Origin of the sequence: Streptomyces sp. NPDC050263, from assembly GCF_040655955.1 — a bacterium.
Classification (GTDB): Bacteria; Actinomycetota; Actinomycetes; order Streptomycetales; family Streptomycetaceae; genus Streptomyces.
The window spans coordinates 13,751-29,332 of sequence record NZ_JBFAKW010000121.1 but is presented as its reverse complement, the minus strand read 5'-3'; the positions used below and the strand labels follow the sequence as shown (position 1 = coordinate 29,332).

11 protein-coding genes and 2 pseudogenes are annotated in these 15,582 nt (G+C 72.8%); 6 read left to right on the top strand and 7 right to left on the bottom strand.

Annotation, left to right across the window (positions count from 1 at the left end):
• Positions 1 to 91: 91 nt before the first annotated feature.
• Together AB0J04_RS36520 and AB0J04_RS36515 are read right to left on the bottom strand one after the other, a co-directional pair.
• Positions 92 to 1,396 carry a M20/M25/M40 family metallo-hydrolase gene (locus tag AB0J04_RS36520; RefSeq protein WP_363172905.1) on the bottom strand — a complete coding sequence of 435 codons (1,305 nt, stop codon included), beginning with the start codon at positions 1,394 to 1,396 and terminating at the stop codon, positions 92 to 94.
• A 56-nt stretch (positions 1,397 to 1,452) separates the two neighbouring features.
• A complete protein-coding gene (locus AB0J04_RS36515; protein WP_363172904.1) occupies positions 1,453 to 2,286 on the bottom strand; it encodes a M55 family metallopeptidase in 834 nt (277 codons plus the stop codon).
• Between the two features lie 174 nt (positions 2,287 to 2,460).
• On the opposite strand from AB0J04_RS36515, the pseudogene AB0J04_RS36510 reads away from it, so the two are divergent.
• The 3 genes and pseudogenes from AB0J04_RS36510 (at position 2,461) to AB0J04_RS36500 (ending at position 4,967) form a co-directional block, all read left to right on the top strand.
• A pseudogene (locus tag AB0J04_RS36510) lies at positions 2,461 to 3,838 on the top strand (MBL fold metallo-hydrolase).
• 41 nt (positions 3,839 to 3,879) lie between these two features.
• Complete coding sequence (locus AB0J04_RS36505) at positions 3,880 to 4,227, top strand: rhodanese-like domain-containing protein (protein ID WP_363172903.1); 348 nt, start codon at positions 3,880 to 3,882, stop codon at positions 4,225 to 4,227.
• Positions 4,224 to 4,967, top strand: coding sequence for a sulfite exporter TauE/SafE family protein (locus tag AB0J04_RS36500; protein WP_363172902.1), 744 nt, complete (start codon positions 4,224 to 4,226; stop codon positions 4,965 to 4,967). Before AB0J04_RS36505 ends, AB0J04_RS36500 begins: the two co-directional genes overlap by 4 nt.
• A gap of 88 nt (positions 4,968 to 5,055) precedes the next feature.
• Here the strand turns inward: AB0J04_RS36500 and AB0J04_RS36495 are convergent, their stop codons facing one another.
• Entirely contained in the window at positions 5,056 to 5,334 is a 279-nt protein-coding gene (locus tag AB0J04_RS36495; protein WP_351905092.1) for a metal-sensitive transcriptional regulator, read from the bottom strand.
• Positions 5,335 to 5,407: 73 nt separating this feature from the next.
• Between AB0J04_RS36495 and AB0J04_RS36490 the strand changes: the two genes are divergently transcribed.
• The gene (locus AB0J04_RS36490; protein ID WP_363172901.1) at positions 5,408 to 5,998 is read left to right on the top strand and encodes a rhodanese-like domain-containing protein; all 591 of its coding nucleotides are present in this window, start codon (positions 5,408 to 5,410) and stop codon (positions 5,996 to 5,998) included.
• A gap of 11 nt (positions 5,999 to 6,009) precedes the next feature.
• Here AB0J04_RS36490 and AB0J04_RS36485 read toward each other — a convergent pair whose 3' ends face one another.
• The 4 genes and pseudogenes from AB0J04_RS36485 to AB0J04_RS36470 all read right to left on the bottom strand — a co-directional run bounded on the left by AB0J04_RS36485 (position 6,010) and on the right by AB0J04_RS36470 (position 12,599).
• A complete protein-coding gene (locus AB0J04_RS36485) occupies positions 6,010 to 6,735 on the bottom strand; it encodes a class I SAM-dependent methyltransferase (RefSeq protein ID WP_363172900.1) in 726 nt (241 codons plus the stop codon).
• Between the two features lie 167 nt (positions 6,736 to 6,902).
• Positions 6,903 to 9,452, bottom strand: a complete 2,550-nt coding sequence (locus AB0J04_RS36480; RefSeq protein ID WP_363172899.1) for a SpoIIE family protein phosphatase — start codon at positions 9,450 to 9,452, stop codon at positions 6,903 to 6,905.
• A 166-nt stretch (positions 9,453 to 9,618) separates the two neighbouring features.
• Positions 9,619 to 12,002, bottom strand: a pseudogene (locus AB0J04_RS36475) (MFS transporter).
• Between the two features lie 153 nt (positions 12,003 to 12,155).
• Positions 12,156 to 12,599 (bottom strand): SRPBCC family protein, encoded by a 444-nt coding sequence (locus AB0J04_RS36470; protein ID WP_351905108.1) that lies wholly within the window; start codon positions 12,597 to 12,599, stop codon positions 12,156 to 12,158.
• A gap of 204 nt (positions 12,600 to 12,803) precedes the next feature.
• Here AB0J04_RS36470 and AB0J04_RS36465 point away from each other — a divergent pair, with 204 nt between their 5' ends.
• A complete protein-coding gene (locus tag AB0J04_RS36465; protein WP_363172898.1) occupies positions 12,804 to 13,847 on the top strand; it encodes an Rv2578c family radical SAM protein in 1,044 nt (347 codons plus the stop codon).
• A 136-nt stretch (positions 13,848 to 13,983) separates the two neighbouring features.
• Complete coding sequence (locus tag AB0J04_RS36460; RefSeq protein ID WP_363172897.1) at positions 13,984 to 15,561, top strand: alpha/beta hydrolase; 1,578 nt, start codon at positions 13,984 to 13,986, stop codon at positions 15,559 to 15,561.
• Positions 15,562 to 15,582 lie beyond the last annotated feature (21 nt).

The window sequence follows — 15,582 nt, the reverse complement described above, 5'->3', positions numbered from 1 at the left end:
GACAGCAGCGATATGGCACAACGACGCCACCGGACAGCCCGTCCTACGCTCACTGACCGCCTACGATCACTGACCCCTTGGAATCGATCATCTAGGCCGTCCGCAGGAAGCGGTCGAGGACGCGGACGCCGAAGTGCAGCGCCTCCACCGGGACCCGTTCGTCGACGCCGTGGAAGAGGGCCTGGTGGTCGAAGCCCTTCGGGAGCTTCAGCGGTGCGAAGCCGTAGCCGGTGATGCCGAGCCGCGAGAACTGCTTGGCGTCCGTGCCGCCGGACATGCAGTAGGGCACCACATGCCCCTCGGGCGCGAACTCCTCGACGGCGGCGCGCATCCGGGCGTAGAGGGGCACGTCCAAAGGGGCCTGGAGGGCGACTTCGCGGTGATGGAACTCCCAGTCGACGTCGGGGCCGGTGAGTTCGTCGAGGGTCGCGCGGAACTCCTCCTCGTAGCCTGCGAGATACCGGCCGTCGACGTAAGCGACCGCCTCCCCGGGGATCACGTTGACCTTGTAACCGGCGGTCAGCATGGTCGGGTTGGCGCTGTTGCGGACGGTCGCCTCGACGAGGGCCGCGGCCGGGCCGAGCTTCTCCAGCAGGCCGTCGACGTCGCGCAGGTCGGTCTCGAGGCCGTAGAGCACGGCGAGTTCGGTGAGGGCGGCGCGGACGGTCGGGGTGAGCCGGAGCGGCCACTCGTGCTCGCCGATGCGGGTGACGGCGGCGGCCAGCCGCGTCACCGCGTTCTCCCGGTTGACCTTGGAGCCGTGTCCGGCGCGCCCCCGCGCGGTGAGCTTCAGCCAGCCGGTGCCGCGCTCGCCCGCGGCGATGGGATACAGCTCGCGTCCGGAGCCGTCGTGGAAGGTGAACGCCCCCGACTCGCCGACGGCCTCGGTGCAGCCCTCGAACAGCCCCGGATGCCGGTCGGCGAGAAAGCCCGAACCGTCCTCGGCGCTGGCCTCCTCGTCGGCGGTGAAGGCGATGACGAGGTCGCGCCGCGGCCGGACGCCCTGCCGGGACCAGGCCTTCAGCACGGCCAGGATCATCGCGTCCATGTTCTTCATGTCGACCGCGCCGCGCCCCCACACCACCCCGTCGCGCACCTCCCCGGAGAACGGGGGCACGCTCCAGTCGGCGGCCTCGGCGGGGACGACGTCCAGGTGGCCGTGGACGAGCAGGGCGTCCGCCGACGGATCGGCGCCCTCGACCCGGGCGACGACGTTCGTGCGGCCCGGGGTGCGCTCCAGCAGGGTCGGCTCGATGCCCGCCTCGGCCAGCAGCGCGGCCGCGTACTCGGCGGCGGGCCGTTCCCTGCAGTCCCCGCCGCCGCGGTTGGTGGTGTCGATGCGGATGAGATCGGAGGTGAACCGGACGACCTCGTCCCGCGCCTGCGCGTCAGCCATGCCGCTCCCGCCTCCGCCGCTCGGCCGGCCGCTGCCGCCCGCCCCGTCTCCGCCGCTCAGCCATACTGCTCCTCGATCGCGGCCGAGACGATCGTGGTGACCGCCTTGAAGGTGCGGATGCCCTCGTACATCGTGCCGCTGGTGTACGCGACCTTCCGCTCGCCGATGCGGGCGACGCCGGGCACGACGGTGGCCGACATCGCGAGGTGCTCGGCGTCGAACTCGACCGCGACGGTGAACGGCCCACCGTCCAGCGGTTCCTGACGGACCGCCAGCTGTGTCGCCTCCTTGGCCGCCGCCCGGATGTCGGCGGCGGTGCGGGCCGGCGTACGGCACACCGCCGCGTACCGCGAGACGTGGTCCTTGACGGCGACCTTCAGCGCCTCGGGCGCGTAGCCGAGCGCGTCCTCGCAGGCCACGTCGTCGCCGGTGACCAGGACGACCGGCACGCCGTACTCGGCGACGACATGCGCGTTGAGCAGCCCCTCGCTGGCCCGCACGTCGTTCAGCCAGACGCCGGTGACGGAGTTGGCCAGATAGGTGTGGGCGAGGACGCCCTCCGAGCCGGCCCCCGCGTGGTAGCCGACGAACGCGATGCCGTCCACGTCGCCGTGCTGGACGCCCTCCACCATCGAGAGGGACTTGTGCCGGCCGGTGAGCATCTCCGCCCGCTCGTCGAGCTGTTCCAGGAGCAGGTTGCGCATGGTCGAGTGGGCCTCGTTGATCAGGACCTCGTCCGCTCCGCCGTCGAAGAAGCCCAGCACGGCGGCGTTGACGTCCGAGGTGAACATCGACCGGCACCGCTCCCACTCGGGTCTCCCCGGCAGCACGTCGGCGGGCCAGGTGACGCCCGTCGCGCCCTCCATGTCGGCGCTGATGAGGATCTTCACGTCCGGGCCCCTCCGCTGCAGACGACCAGAAATCCAGCGGATCAGAGCCTATCGGGCCGCCCTCGGCTCCCCCGGGAGCGACTCGTGAAAATACCCCCAGGGGTATCTCTGTCACGGTGGGCACCAGATACCCCCGGGGGTAATTCTCGAGTTCTCCGCGAAGGAGTGTGTGCCGTGTTCTTTGTCGACATCCTCGAGACCGAGGGGCTGGGCAACCGCAGCCACCTGGCGGGCGGCGCCGAGCGGGCGGTGGTGGTCGACCCGCCGCGAGACATCGACCGTGTGATCGCCGCGGCGGCGCGGCGCGGGGTGCGGATCGTGGCCGTCGCCGAGACCCATGTGCACAACGACTACGTGACCGGCGGCCCGGAGCTCGCCCGACTGACCGGGGCGCGCTATCTGGTGCCTGCCGGGGCCGAGGTGGCGTACGCCCGCGTGCCGGTCGCCGACGGGGACGTCGAGCCGCTCGACGAAGGCCTCGCCCTGCGCGCGGCGGCCACCCCCGGGCACACCCCGCACCACACCGCCTATGTCCTGGAGGAAGCGGGCCGGCCGGTGGTCGCCTTCACCGGCGGTTCGCTGCTGATCGGCGGCGTGGGGCGGCCCGACCTCGTCGAGCCCCGGCTGACCGAACGGCTGGCCCGGGAGCAGCACGCCTCCGCGCATCGGCTGGCGCACGACCTGGCCGACGAGGTGGCGGTGCTGCCCACGCACGGCTTCGGCAGTTTCTGCTCCTCCTCACAAGGAGGCGGCGACCCGAGCACGATCGGCGCCGAGAAGGCGTCCAACCCGGTGCTCGCCCAGGACGTGGACACGTTCGTCAAGGAGCTGCTGGCGGGGCTGGACGACGTCCCGGCGTACTACGCGCACATGGGCCCGGCCAACGCGGGCGGGCCCGCCCCGATGGACCTGACCTCGCCCCGGCGCGCCGACGCGGGCGAGATCGCCCGGCGGCTCGCGGCCGGTGAGTGGGTGGTGGACCTGCGCAGCCGGGTGGCCTTCGCCGCCGGGCACGTGGCCGGGGCGTTCAACTTCGAGGTCGACGGGCAGCTCGCGACCTATCTGGCCTGGCTGATCCCGTGGGGCAGACCGGTGACGCTGCTCGCGGAGAGCGCCGAGGACGTCCGGCGCGCCCAGCGCGAGCTGGCCCGGGTGGGTATCGACCGCCCGGCCGCCGCGGCCGTCGGCTCCCCGGCCGACTGGGTCGAGGAGGGGGTGCGACCGGCGGTCGTTCCCGCGGGCCGTCTTCGCCGACCTGGCGGCGGCCCGCCGCCGGGGCGAGGACCTGACGGTGGTCGACGTGCGCCGCGACGGCGAACGGGCGGGCGGCTGGATCGAGGGCAGTGTGCACATCCCGCTCCACGAGCTCCCCCGGCGGCTGGCCGAGGTGCCCGCGGGCAGCGTCTGGGTGCACTGCGCGGGCGGCATGCGCGCGGCCATCGCCGCGTCCCTGCTGGACGCCTCGGGCCGTGCCGTGGTGGCCGTGGACGACGGCTACGGCGCGGCGGCCGACGCCGGCCTCGCCCTCGCCGGCCCCACGCCCCGCGACTGACCGCGACCGCCTGCGACCGACGAACCCGAGGACCATCCGAGATGCCCGTCTCCCGTGTCACCGCCGCCCAGGCCCACCGCATGCTCCGGGACGGTACGGCCGTCCTGGTCGACGTCCGCGACCCCGACGAGTACCGGGCCGGTCACGCGCCCGGCGCACTGCACCTTCCGCTGCCCTGGTCGGCACAGACCACGACGAGCCTGCCGAGCCTGACGGCGGGACGTGATCTCGTCCTGGTCTGCCGCTCCGGCAACCGCTCGCAGCGGGCCGCCGCCCTGCTCGCCGAGCACGGCACGCAGGCGGCGGACGTGATCGGCGGCCTGCGCGACTGGGCCGCCCAGGGCCTTCCCGTCGAGGACGCCCAAGGGGCGGCCGGGACCGTCATATGAGCGCGCTCGTCCTGGCGCTGCTCGCCGGCGGCCTGGTCGGTCTGGCGCTGGGCGCGCTGGGCGCGGGCGGCAGCATCCTGACCGTCCCGGCCCTGGTCTACCTGCTCGGCTTCAGCCCGGCGGCGGCGACCACCGCGGGCCTGATCATCGTCATCGTCACATCGCTCACCGCGCTGCTGGCCCACGCGCGGGCGGGGGCGGTGCGCTGGCGGGCGGGTCTGCTGTTCGCGGCGGCCGGTCTGCCGCCCGCCGCGGCCGCGGGGGCGCTGTCCTCCCGCGTCCCGGAGCCCGTGCTGACGCTGATGTTCGCGTCACTGGCCGCTCTGGCCGCCGTGCGCATGCTGCGGCGCCGGGCCCCGCGCGGGAGCGGCGCCGTCTCGGCGGCGCGTGCGGCGGGCGCCGGCGCCGGGCTGGGCGCGGTGACCGGGTTCCTCGGCGTCGGCGGCGGGTTCCTCGCCGTGCCGGCGCTGGTGAGTGTGCTGGCCGTGCCGATGAGCGCGGCGGTGGGCACGAGTCTGCTGGTCATCGTCGCCAACGCGCTGGCGGCCCTCGCGGCCCGGGCGGTCACGGCCGGCCACCTGGACTGGGCGCTGATCATGCCGTTCCTCGCGACCGCCGTCCTCGGGGCCTGGGACGGCAGACGGCTGGCCTCGAAGGTCTCCGCCGCGGCACTGCAGCGCGTCTTCGGCAGCGTGCTGCTGGCCGTCGCCCTGGGCATGGGCGTGACGGCCGTCCGATGAGCCGCCTTCGGCCTCCCCCGGAGATCAGGAGCTCAAGCGTTCCGACGCGCAGGCGTTCCGACGCGCAGGCGCTCAGGCGCTCAGGCGCTCAGGCCAGCGACAGGAAGAGCTTCTCCAGCCGGGCCCGCATCTGCGCGGAGTCCCGCACCTGCGGATCCTCGCTGGTCATGCACTGTTCCAGCCCGGTGGCGATGATCGAGAAGCCGGCCCGGTCCAGCGCCCGGGAGACGGCGGCGAGCTGGGTGATCACATCCTCGCAGTCGCGCCCCTCCTCGATCATCCGGATCACTCCCGCGAGCTGCCCCTGGGCGCGTCGCAGCCGGTTGAGCGCCGACTTCAGATCCTCGGCCGACATGTCGAGTTGCACTCTTCCTCCTCCTATATACCCCCGCGGGTATCCTACCCGCGCGGGACAACACCCCACCGAGAGGTTCTGTTCCGTGACCGATCACCCGACCGCCCCGGCCTCCGTGGCCACCGCCCAGGCCGTCGCCGCGCGTCTCGACGCGTACACGGTCGTCGATGTGCGCACCCCCGGCGAATACGCAGGCGGCCATCTGCCCGGCGCGCACAACGTCCCGCTGGACCGGCTCGGCGAGGCCGTGAGCGCCCTTGGTGCGGCCGCCGCGCGCGGGCCGCTGCTGATCGTGTGCGCCTCCGGCGCCCGGTCCGCGAAGGGCTGCGCGCGGCTCGCGGACCTCGGCGTCGCGGCGGCCACGCTGGAGGGCGGCACCGCCGGATGGGCAGCGGCCGGCCACCCGGTCGAGCGCCCGGCGGGAGGACGCGCCCCCTGGCCGATGGACCGCCAGGTCCGGCTCGCCGCCGGTCTTCTGGTGGTCGCCGGTTTCTCCGCGGGCCTGGCACGGCCGGGCGCGCACCGGCTGTCCGGGCTGGTCGGCGCGGGTCTGGTCTTCTCGGGGGTGACCGACACCTGTGGCATGGCGGCCGTGTTGTCCCGCCTCCCGCACAACCGGCCGCCCAGGGAGGCAGCTTCCTTCAAGGAAACGCTGCTGCGGCTGCGCCGCGCTTGAGGTGAGGGCGCTCACCCCGCCCGGGCGGCCATCAGCCACTTCGACGGCAGTTCGATCCGGGTGCCTTCCGGAGTGAACTCGGTGGTGGTGAGGGGCAGTTCGCCGGAGGCCAGCACCGTGAGCCCGGCGGTCCGCAGATACTCGGGCACCGCGTCGTCGGCGACCTCCCCGGGGGCGATGCCGTGCCGGAGGATCGGCTCGAGTTTGGGCGGCGGACCGGCCGGGTTCTGCGCCAGCGCGCCGAGGACCGGACGGGCGGCCTCCGACAGTTCGACGACGAAGGCCCGGCCGCGCTCCCCGAGCAGCGCGGCGATCCCGTCCACCAGCGGCTGCCGGTCGGTCGGCTCGCACTGGTGCAGGACGCCCCGCATGTACACGTTGGCGTCCCCGAGTTCGGCGTGCAGGGTCTCGGCGGCGCCCTTCTCGGCCGCGTCGAGCAGTCGGTAGGTCGCCTGTCCGGCGGGGTCGGCGCGCCGGGCGTGGTCGAGGGCCGCGGCGGCCAGGTCCGCGCCGATCACGTGCGGGAAGCGGTCGGCCAGATACCGGGTCTGGGTGCCGTTGCCGCAGCCGAGGTCCACCAACGGCAGTCCGGGGTCGGTGAGTCGGGGTTCGAACACTGCGAGGTGGAGTGCGGCGGTGACCCTCGGATCCGCGTCCCAGAACACCCCGCCGGGTTCCTCCGGAGCCTCGCTCCAGAAGCCCTCCCACGCCGCCCGGTACCTGCTCGCCACGCTCATGCCCAACTCCCCAGGATGCAAGGCCGATCCGCCGTAAGTGACGGGCGAGTACGGTCTATCGCTCCCCGGTTGCCGCTACAAGCGCGGTGCGCGTTCCTTCACGCCGCGTTGCGGGATCCGCACGCGCCCGTGCGCGCGCTCGGCCGAACTCGGCAGGGCCGCAGGTGTCAGCCGCGGCGCCGCGGCAGCGTCAGTTCGAACCACACGGTCTTCCCCGCGCCCGTCCGGCTGGTGCCCCACTCACGGGCCAGCGTGCTCACCACCCGCAGACCCCGTCCGGACTCGTCGCCCGCTCCGGCGCTCAGCAGGGTCGGCAGCTCGTGGTCGTCGTCCTCGACCTCGCACAGCAGGGTCTCGCCGCGTACCAGGCGCAGCGCCACGGGCCGCCGGTGGGAGTGCCGGACCGCGTTGGTGACGAGTTCGCTCACCATGAGCCCGACGGCGTCGGCCGATGTGGCGAGCCCCCAGTCGTGGAGCTGTTCGCGGACCGCCGCGCGGGCCCGGCCGACCTCGGCCGGGTCGAGCGGGAACCGCCATTCGGCGACGTCCTCCGGCTCGATGCCGTTGAGCCGGCTCATGAGCAGCGCCACGTCGTCCTTGCGGCCGCCGCGGCCCGCTTCCGAGAACGTGGCGGCGAGGGCGCGGATGATGGTGTCGCAGGCGTCGTCCATGGAGGCGGAGGGATGCGCGGCGGACTCGCACAGGGTCGCCAGGCCGACGCCGATGTCCTCGCCGCGCACCTCCACCAGTCCGTCGGTGCACATCACCAGCCGGTCGCCCGGCTCCACGCGCACGCGCAGCGCCTCGAACGGCACGCCGCCGACGCCGATGGGGGCGCCGGTGGGCAGGTCGAGGAGTTCGCTGCGACCGTCGGCGGCACGCACCAACACAGGTGGGATATGGCCCGCGTTGGCGATGTGCAGCTCGCCCTCGATCGGGTCGTAGACGGCGTACAGGCAGGTCGCGAGATAGTTGTCGCCCAGACGTTGCGCCAAGTCGTCGAGGTTGCGCAGGAGTTGGGCGGGCGGCAGGTCGAGGGCGGCCATGGTCTGCACGGCGGTGCGCAACTGCCCCATCATGGCGGCCGAGTTGAGGCCATGGCCCATGACGTCGCCGACGACGAGCGCGGTGCGGGCGCCGGGCAGCTTCACCGAGTCGAACCAGTCGCCGCCGACCCGCCCGAGCAGCGTGCCCGGCAGATAGCGGGTGGCGATGTCGCAGCCCGCCATGCGGGGCGGGATGTGCGGCAGCATGCTGTCCTGGAGGGTCTCGGCGACGCTCTCCTGGTACGTGTACATGCGCGCGTTGTCGAGCACGAGCCCTGCGCGGGCGGCGAGTTCGGCGCCGGTGACCCGGTCCATGTCGTTGAAGACGGCGCGCTCGGGGTGGCGCAGCAGGACCATGAAGCCGAGGACGACGTTCCGGGCCTTCAGCGGGACGACCAGCATGGAGCGGCCGGTGATGAGGGGCCGGATGTCGCGCTTCTCGAACTGCGAGGCGATGGCGTGCCCCAGCTGCTCGCTGATGCGCGGCACGAGGACGGGATCGCCTGTGGTCATGCACTGGAAGAACGGGGTGTGCGCGGGGAACGGCATGGCCTCGCCGACGGGTACGACGTCCTCCCAGCGGCCGGGTTCGTCGGTGTGCTCGATGGCGACCCGGTGCCACATGGTGGTCGTGTCGGGCACGCCGTCGGGGAATCCCTCGCCGGCGACGACCTGTTCGCGCAAGTAGGTGCCGGCGACGTCGGTGAAGCGCGGGACGACGGCTCTGGAGACCTCGACGATGGTGCGGGAGAGGTCGAGGGAGGTGCCGATCTTCCCGCTGACCTCGTTGAGGAACTCCAGCCGTTCGCGGACGGCGACGTACTCGAGGTCCTCGCGCTCGTCGCCGTCGTCCAGGAGCTCGTGCGGTACGGGCAGCCCTTCGGCGGCGGCGCGGGCGGCCCGTTCACGGCGCGCTCTGCGCTCGACGCGCCGGGCGACGCCCCAGTCGGGGGTCACGGGCACCCGGTCGTTCTGGCTGAACTCCAGGACGGGGTAGCCGAGTTCGAGGACCTGGGCGACGATGCGGGCGCTTTCGCCGACGCTCATGCTGGGCAGGATCTCGGGCAGCCGGCGGGCGAGTTCCTCGGCGCCGGGGAAGTCGGTGTGCAGCGCGAAGGCGGGCGCGATGCGTTCGACGGCCAGGGGATCCGCGGGAGCGTCCTGGTGCAGGGCCGCCGCGTCCGCGGCCAGTACCAGCAGCTGTTCGGCGCCGGGCCCGACCAGCGGGTAGGCCCACCACAGCACGTCGACCCGGTCGCGGTTCTTCCCCCGTCCTGCGGGCCGGGGGACCCCCGTCTCGCTTCGCTCGGGCACGGTCAGCCGGGCCCGTCCGGCGGCCGGGTAGCCGAGGCCGCGGTCGAGGGAGGAGTCCAGCCCGGGCCCGAGGCCGTCGTAGGCGGCGTACTCCCCGTAGGCGCCGTAGGGCAGGTCGTCGTCGGGCTCGGGGAGCGCGCCGGAGACGGGGAGCAGGTCGATCGCGGGGCGGCCGATCGCCTCTTCCTTGACGACGCCGAAGAGCCTGCGGGCGCCGGCGCTCCAGTGCGAGACGAGGCCCTCGCGGTCCACCACGACCACGGCCAGCGGAACGCGTCCGGCGTCGGCAGGCCAGTCGGGAGCCTCGCTCCCGGCTCCGCGGCGGGGAGGTGCGTCCCTCTCGGTGCCACGGTCCATGGCCCAGGCCCTCTCTCCCCAGAGCTGTGCAAGATCTGTCCCGCCAGCCACCACCGTACGGCGCACGCCCGTCGGCATGTGCGGCAATGCTGGAATTGGTTTCAGCCGGGTGCGCCGGGGTACGCCGCACGTCCGCAGCCCGGCGCGCGGCCTGCCTGAGGGAGCGTCAGTCCGCGTGGCCGAGTTGCAGATCGCGTTCCGTGCGGCCGCCGCCCGCCACTTGCAGGACGGTGACGACCGGCGGGTAACCGGGCGGCGATGACGGTGTACTCGCCGGTGGACAGGTCGACGAAGCGGAACGTGCCGTCGCCTCCGGTGGTGAGGGTGTCCACGATGTTGCCCGCAGCGTCGAGCAGCGTCACGCGCGCGTCCTCGACGGGCCGCCCGCCGGTGGCCCGGACGGTGCCGCGGAGCAGGGCGCCGCCGGCGAGTTCGACGTCCTGGCGGGTCTCCCGGGAAGCCTGGACGCTGACCGGCACGGCGGCCGGGCGGAACGCGGCCGCGCTCGCGGCGAGGGTGTACTCGCCGGCCACGAGCTCGGTCATTTCATAGCCGCCCTCGCGTCCGCTGCGGGTGCTCGCGACGACCTCGCCGTGGACGTCGGTGAGGGTGACCGTGGGCTCCCGCACCGGGGCGCCGTCCGCGCCGCGCACGCTCCCGGCGAGCCGGCGCCGCCGAGGACGATGTCCAGCTCGACGGGGCGCTCGCCGACGGTGACGGAGACGGCCTGCGGCTGATGACCGCCGGCGGCGGCGATCAGGACGTACGCCCCCGCGCCGGGCGTGGACAGCGCGTACCGTCCGTCCTCGCCGCTGACGCCCCGGCCGATCTGCTGTCCGCCGACGTCGATCAGCGTGAGCGCCGCGCGGGGCACGACGGACCCGTCGGGGTGCCGGACCCTGCCGCGGACGGCGATGTCGGCGGTGTACGAGGAACGGGCCTCCAGGGCCGGTGTGTTCACGGACGCGGGGGCGGGCTCGATCTCGGCGGCGGGGTGCGACACCAACGGTTTCTCCTTGAGGAAGAAGGCGATGAACAGGCCGAGCACGAGCACCGGCACGAGGTGGAGGAAGATCCTCGGCATGGCGTCGGCGTAGGCCTGGATGTAGGCGTCGCGCAGCGCCGGGGGCAGTTCGTGGACGAGCTGCGGGGTGAGCGACTCGGGATCGGGGAGCCCGGCGCGCGCGGGCAGGCGTTCGCTCAGGGCGTCGGCGAGCCGGTCGGCGAAGAGGGTGCCGAAGACCGCCGCGCCGACGCTGCCGCCGATCTGCCGGAAGTAGGTGTTGGCGCTGGTGGCGGTGCCCAGGTCGGCGGGGCGCACGGAGTTCTGCACGGCGAGGACGAGGACGGGCATCACCAGGCCGATGCCGGAGCCGAGGACGGCCATCCAGAGGCTGTACTGCAGCCTGGGCGTGTCGGTCTCCAGCCGGGACAGCAGCCACATGCCGAAGGCGGCGAGGGCGCTGCCGAGGACGGGATAGATCCTGTAGCGGCCGGTGTGGGTGATGAGCTGTCCGGAGAGGATCGAAGCGCCGACGATGCCGTCCATCATGGGCAGCATCAGCAGCCCGGACTCGGTGGCGGTGGCCCCGTCGACCATCTGGAGGAAGGTCGGCAGATAGCCGGCGGCGCCGAACAGCGCGACGCCGATCACCAGGCCCACCAGCGCGGTGACGTTGAAGACGGGATCCCTGAACAGCCGCAGCGGGATGAGGGGTTAGGCGGCGATGCCCTCGACGACGAGGAAGAGGACGGTCGCCGCGACCGCCCCCGCACCGAGGCCGACGACGACGCTCGAGCCCCAGGCGTACTCGGTGCCGCCCCAACTGGTCAGCAGGACCAGGCAGGTGGAGGCGACGGCGAGCAACAGGGCGCCGAGGACGTCGAATCGGGGCCGTCGCTGCGGCTTCGGCAGCTTCAGCACGACGGTGACGACGGCGAGGGTGAGCAGCCCGAAGGGCACGTTGAAGTAGAAGCACCAGCGCCAGGAGAGGTGGTCCGTGAAGTAGCCGCCGAGCAGCGGTCCGGCGACCGAGGCGAGGCCGAACGCGGCGCCGATGAGGCCCATGACCGGCCGCGCTGCCGGGGCGGCACGATGTCCGCGATGATCGCCTGCACGCCGATCAGGAGCCCGCCGGCGCCGACGCCCTGGACGGCGCGGAAGGCGATCAGCTGGTCCATGGTCTGCGCCCGTCCCGCGAGCGCGGAGCCGATGACGAAGACGACGATGGCGAACTGGAAGACGCCTTTGCGGCCGAGGAGGTCGCCGAGTTTGCCGTAGACGGGCAGTCCGACGGTGGAGGTGAGCAGGTAGGCGGTGATCGCCCAGGACATCTTGTCGAGACCGTGCAGCTCGCCGACGATCTTCGGAAGGGCGGTGGCGACGATCATCTGCTCCACCGCCGCGAGGAGCAGCGCGAGCATGAGGGCGAAGAAGACCAGCCGGACCCGGCGGCCGCCCGGTCCCGCGCCCATGGCCGGCACCGGTGGCGGGTCCTTGGCGGGCGGCGCCGTGACCGGCTCGTCCTGTACCAGAGTGGTCCCGCCCATGTGCCGCTCCCCTCGTCGCACCTGCCACACAATTCCCGCGTAAAGCGACAACTACGAGCAAGCGCGACGAGTTACGGCGCCATCCCGGTCACAAGGGAGATCCACTCGAACCGGTGACGGGGATCAACGCACAGGGAGCGCACGGGTGTTGCTCTACTTCTCGACCTCGGTGGCGAGGTTGGCGAGGATCGCGTCGTAGATCCGGCCGAGGCCCTTGGGCGCGAAGGTCTTCTCGAAGAAGCCGCCGATGCCGCCGGCTCCGGTCCAGGTGGTGGTGACGACGACGCGGGAGCTGCCCTCGCCGGCCGGGGTGACGCGCCAGGTGGTCACCATCGAGGAGTTGCGGTCCTTCTCGACGAGCTCGCCGTCGGTCGGCTCGGCGACCTCCAGGAGGCAGTCGCGCACGCGCTTGCTGGTGGCCTGGAGCTTCCAGTGGACGAGGGTGCCCTCGCCGTCGCCGCCCTCGCGCACCTCGTACTCGCTGAACTGCTCGGGCAGCAGATTCGCGCGCGTGCCGCTGTAGTCGGCGATGGTGTCGAACACCTTCTCCGGGTCCGCAGCGACGACCCGCTCGGTGGTGGCCTCGACCTGCGCCATGGGGTTCCTCCAGGTCCGTGTTGCTCAGGGTTGCTCAAGTGCGGGGCAAGCCAACCACCCCGGTCCACGGCCGCCCAAATCGGGGTCGCACAAGCGATCGCCGGGCGATCGAAAACGGCTGCCGAATCGTCCGCCGAAGGATCCGTCGCACGATCATGGGAACACATGTTCTATTGTGGGCGCAGTGCTACCGAGGGAGGCGCCATGCGCTGGGACAACCTCACCGCGACGACCCGCCACGACCGGCCGGCCGACGCCGCGCTCTTCGGCGCGGACGCGGTCACGACCAGGACGTTCGACACGCCCGAGTTCGCCGGCGTCACGTTCCACGAGATCCGGGCCCGCTCGATCCTCAACCGGGTGCCGGGCGCCTCCCGGATGCCGTTCGAATGGACGGTGAACCCCTACCGAGGCTGCACGCACGCGTGCGTGTACTGCTTTGCTCGTAAGACGCACAGCTATCTCGACCTCGACACCGGGACCGGCTTCGACAGCCAGATCGTCGTCAAGGTGAACGCGCCGGAGCTGCTGCGCCGGCAGCTGGCCTCGCCCCGCTGGCACGGGGAGCACGTCGCGATGGGCACGAACGTGGACTGCTACCAGCGCGCGGAGGGCCGCTACCGGCTGATGCCGGGCATCCTGGCCGCCCTGCGCGACCACGCGAACCCCTTCTCGATCCTGACGAAGGGCACCCTGATCCTGCGCGACCTCGAACTGCTGCGGCAGTCCGCCGAGCGGGCCGACATCGGCGTCTCGGTCTCCGTCGGCTTCACCGACACCGAGCTGTGGCGCACCGTGGAGCCCGGCGCCCCGGCCCCGCAACGACGCCTGGACGTGGTGCGGACCCTGACCGACCACGGCATCGACTGCGGGGTGCTGATGGCGCCGGTGATCCCGTTCCTCGGCGACGATCCGGCCCAACTGCGCGCCACCGTGCGGGCGATCGCGGCCGCCGGCGCCACCTCCGTCACCCCGCTCGCGCTGCATCTGCGCCCCGGCGCCCGCGAGTGGTTCATGGCCTGGCTCGGACAGCACCACCCCTCCCTGGTCCGCCGGTACGAACGCCTGTACGCGGACGGCGCGTACGCCCCGAAGTGGTACCAGCGCCGGATCACCCGCCAGGTCCACGAGCTGGCCGAGGAGTACGGCATCGGCCCCACGCGCGTGGGGATGCCCCGCCGGATCCCGCAGCCCGAGCCGGTCGAGGAGCCGGCCGAGCCCGGACCGACCCAACTCACGCTGATCTGAGCGCGTTCGAGCGCATCCGGCTACCCGAACGGGTCAACTAACGCCATAACAGGTTCTTCCGGACGATCTTTCCGGGACGATGCGGCCAGGACCGTGACCTGCGCGGTCCGGCCACCTCCGTCCTGGGAGGACTCCCATGAACAAACGCGCAGCCGTGCTGTGCGCCGCCGCAGTCGTCGTGGCCGGGACGGTCACGGCCGTGCCCGCCGGCGCGAGCCCGTCGCACTCCGCGGAGCCCACCCTCGCGGCGAAGCTCGCCTGGAAGGGCTGCGGCACCACCACCCAACCGGCGCTCCAGTGCACATCCCTGAAGGTGCCGCTCGACCACGCGCAGCCGGACGGGAAGCAGATCACCCTGGCGCTGTCCCGGGTCCCGCACACCGCGAAGACGTTCCAGGGGCCGCTGCTGGTCAACCCCGGCGGCCCCGGCGGCCGGGGACTGAGCCTCGCCTCGTTCGTCGCCTCGGCGCTGCCGAAGGCGGTGTCCGCGCAGTACGACGTCATCGGCTTCGACCCGCGCGGGGTGGGCAAGAGCACGCCCGCGCTGGACTGCAAGCCCGGTCACTTCGGCCCCGTCCGCCCGGACTCCGTGCCGAGCACCGAGGCGATCGAACAGGCCAACCTGGAGCGCGCCCGCTCCTTCGCCGCGGCCTGCGGCAAGAAGTACGCTGACGTCCTGCCGTACATCGACACGCTCAGCGCGGTACGGGACATGGACGCGATCCGCGACGCGGTCGGCGCGCCGCAGCTGAACTACTTCGGCTACTCGTACGGCACCTACCTGGGCGCGGTGTACGCCAAGCTCTACCCGCAGCGGGTGCGGCGCCTGGTCCTGGACTCGATCGTCGACCCCACCGGCGTCTGGTACGAGGACAACCTCACCCAGGATCTCGCCTTCAACGACCGGCACCGCGCCCTGATGGCCTGGATCGCCCGGTACGACAAGACGTACCGGCTCGGCGCCGACCCGGAGAAGGTCGAGACCAAGTGGTACGCGATGCGCGCGGCCCTCTCGAGGAAACCGGCCGGCGGCAGGGTCGGCGCCTCCGAGCTGGAGGACACCTTCCTGCCCGGGGGCTACTACAACGGCTACTGGCCCCACCTCGCCGAGGCGTTCGCGGCGTACGTGAACACCAAGGACGCCGCCCCGCTGGTCGAGGCGTACGAGGACTTCGCCGCCGTCGACGCGGCGGGGGACAACGGCTACAGCGTCTACACCGCGGTGCAGTGCCGTGACGCCTCCTGGCCGCGCGACTGGGACGAGTGGCGTTCGGACAACTGGTCGGTGTACGCGAAGGCGCCGTTCATGACCTGGAACAACGCCTGGTACAACGCGCCGTGCGCGTTCTGGCCGACCAGGCCGCTGGGGCCGGTGAACCTCACCGACCTCGAACTGCCGCCGACGCTGCTGTTCCAGGCCACCGAGGACGCGGCCACCCCGTACGAGGGCGGTGCGACGGTCCACGCGCTGCTGCGCGGCTCCAGCCTCGTGGTCGAGGAGGGCGGCCAGAACCACGGCATCACGCTCAGCGGGAACGCCTGCCTGGACAAGCACCTGGCGACCTATCTGACGGACGGCACGGTGCCGCGCGGCGCGGGCGAGGTCGACGCGGTGTGCAAGGCGCAGCCCGACCCGAAGCCGCTGAGCTCGAAGGTCGCCGCGCGCACGGCCCACGGTTCGACGCTGCACGGGCTGCTGGGCTTCCGTGGCTGAGCGCCGGCCACCGACCGCCGG

What these genes read in the sequence shown, in the direction of transcription:
- AB0J04_RS36500 (WP_363172902.1), top strand. Translation starts at nt 4,224, where the DNA reads ATGAGCGCGCTCGTCCTGGCGCTGCTCGCCGGCGGCCTGGTCGGTCTG.
- AB0J04_RS36520 (WP_363172905.1), bottom strand. Translation starts at nt 1,396, where the DNA reads ATGGCTGACGCGCAGGCGCGGGACGAGGTCGTCCGGTTCACCTCCGAT.
- AB0J04_RS36480 (WP_363172899.1), bottom strand. Translation starts at nt 9,452, where the DNA reads ATGGACCGTGGCACCGAGAGGGACGCACCTCCCCGCCGCGGAGCCGGG.
- AB0J04_RS36470 (WP_351905108.1), bottom strand. Translation starts at nt 12,599, where the DNA reads ATGGCGCAGGTCGAGGCCACCACCGAGCGGGTCGTCGCTGCGGACCCG.
- AB0J04_RS36465 (WP_363172898.1), top strand. Translation starts at nt 12,804, where the DNA reads ATGCGCTGGGACAACCTCACCGCGACGACCCGCCACGACCGGCCGGCC.
- AB0J04_RS36460 (WP_363172897.1), top strand. Translation starts at nt 13,984, where the DNA reads ATGAACAAACGCGCAGCCGTGCTGTGCGCCGCCGCAGTCGTCGTGGCC.
- AB0J04_RS36505 (WP_363172903.1), top strand. Translation starts at nt 3,880, where the DNA reads ATGCCCGTCTCCCGTGTCACCGCCGCCCAGGCCCACCGCATGCTCCGG.
- AB0J04_RS36485 (WP_363172900.1), bottom strand. Translation starts at nt 6,735, where the DNA reads ATGAGCGTGGCGAGCAGGTACCGGGCGGCGTGGGAGGGCTTCTGGAGC.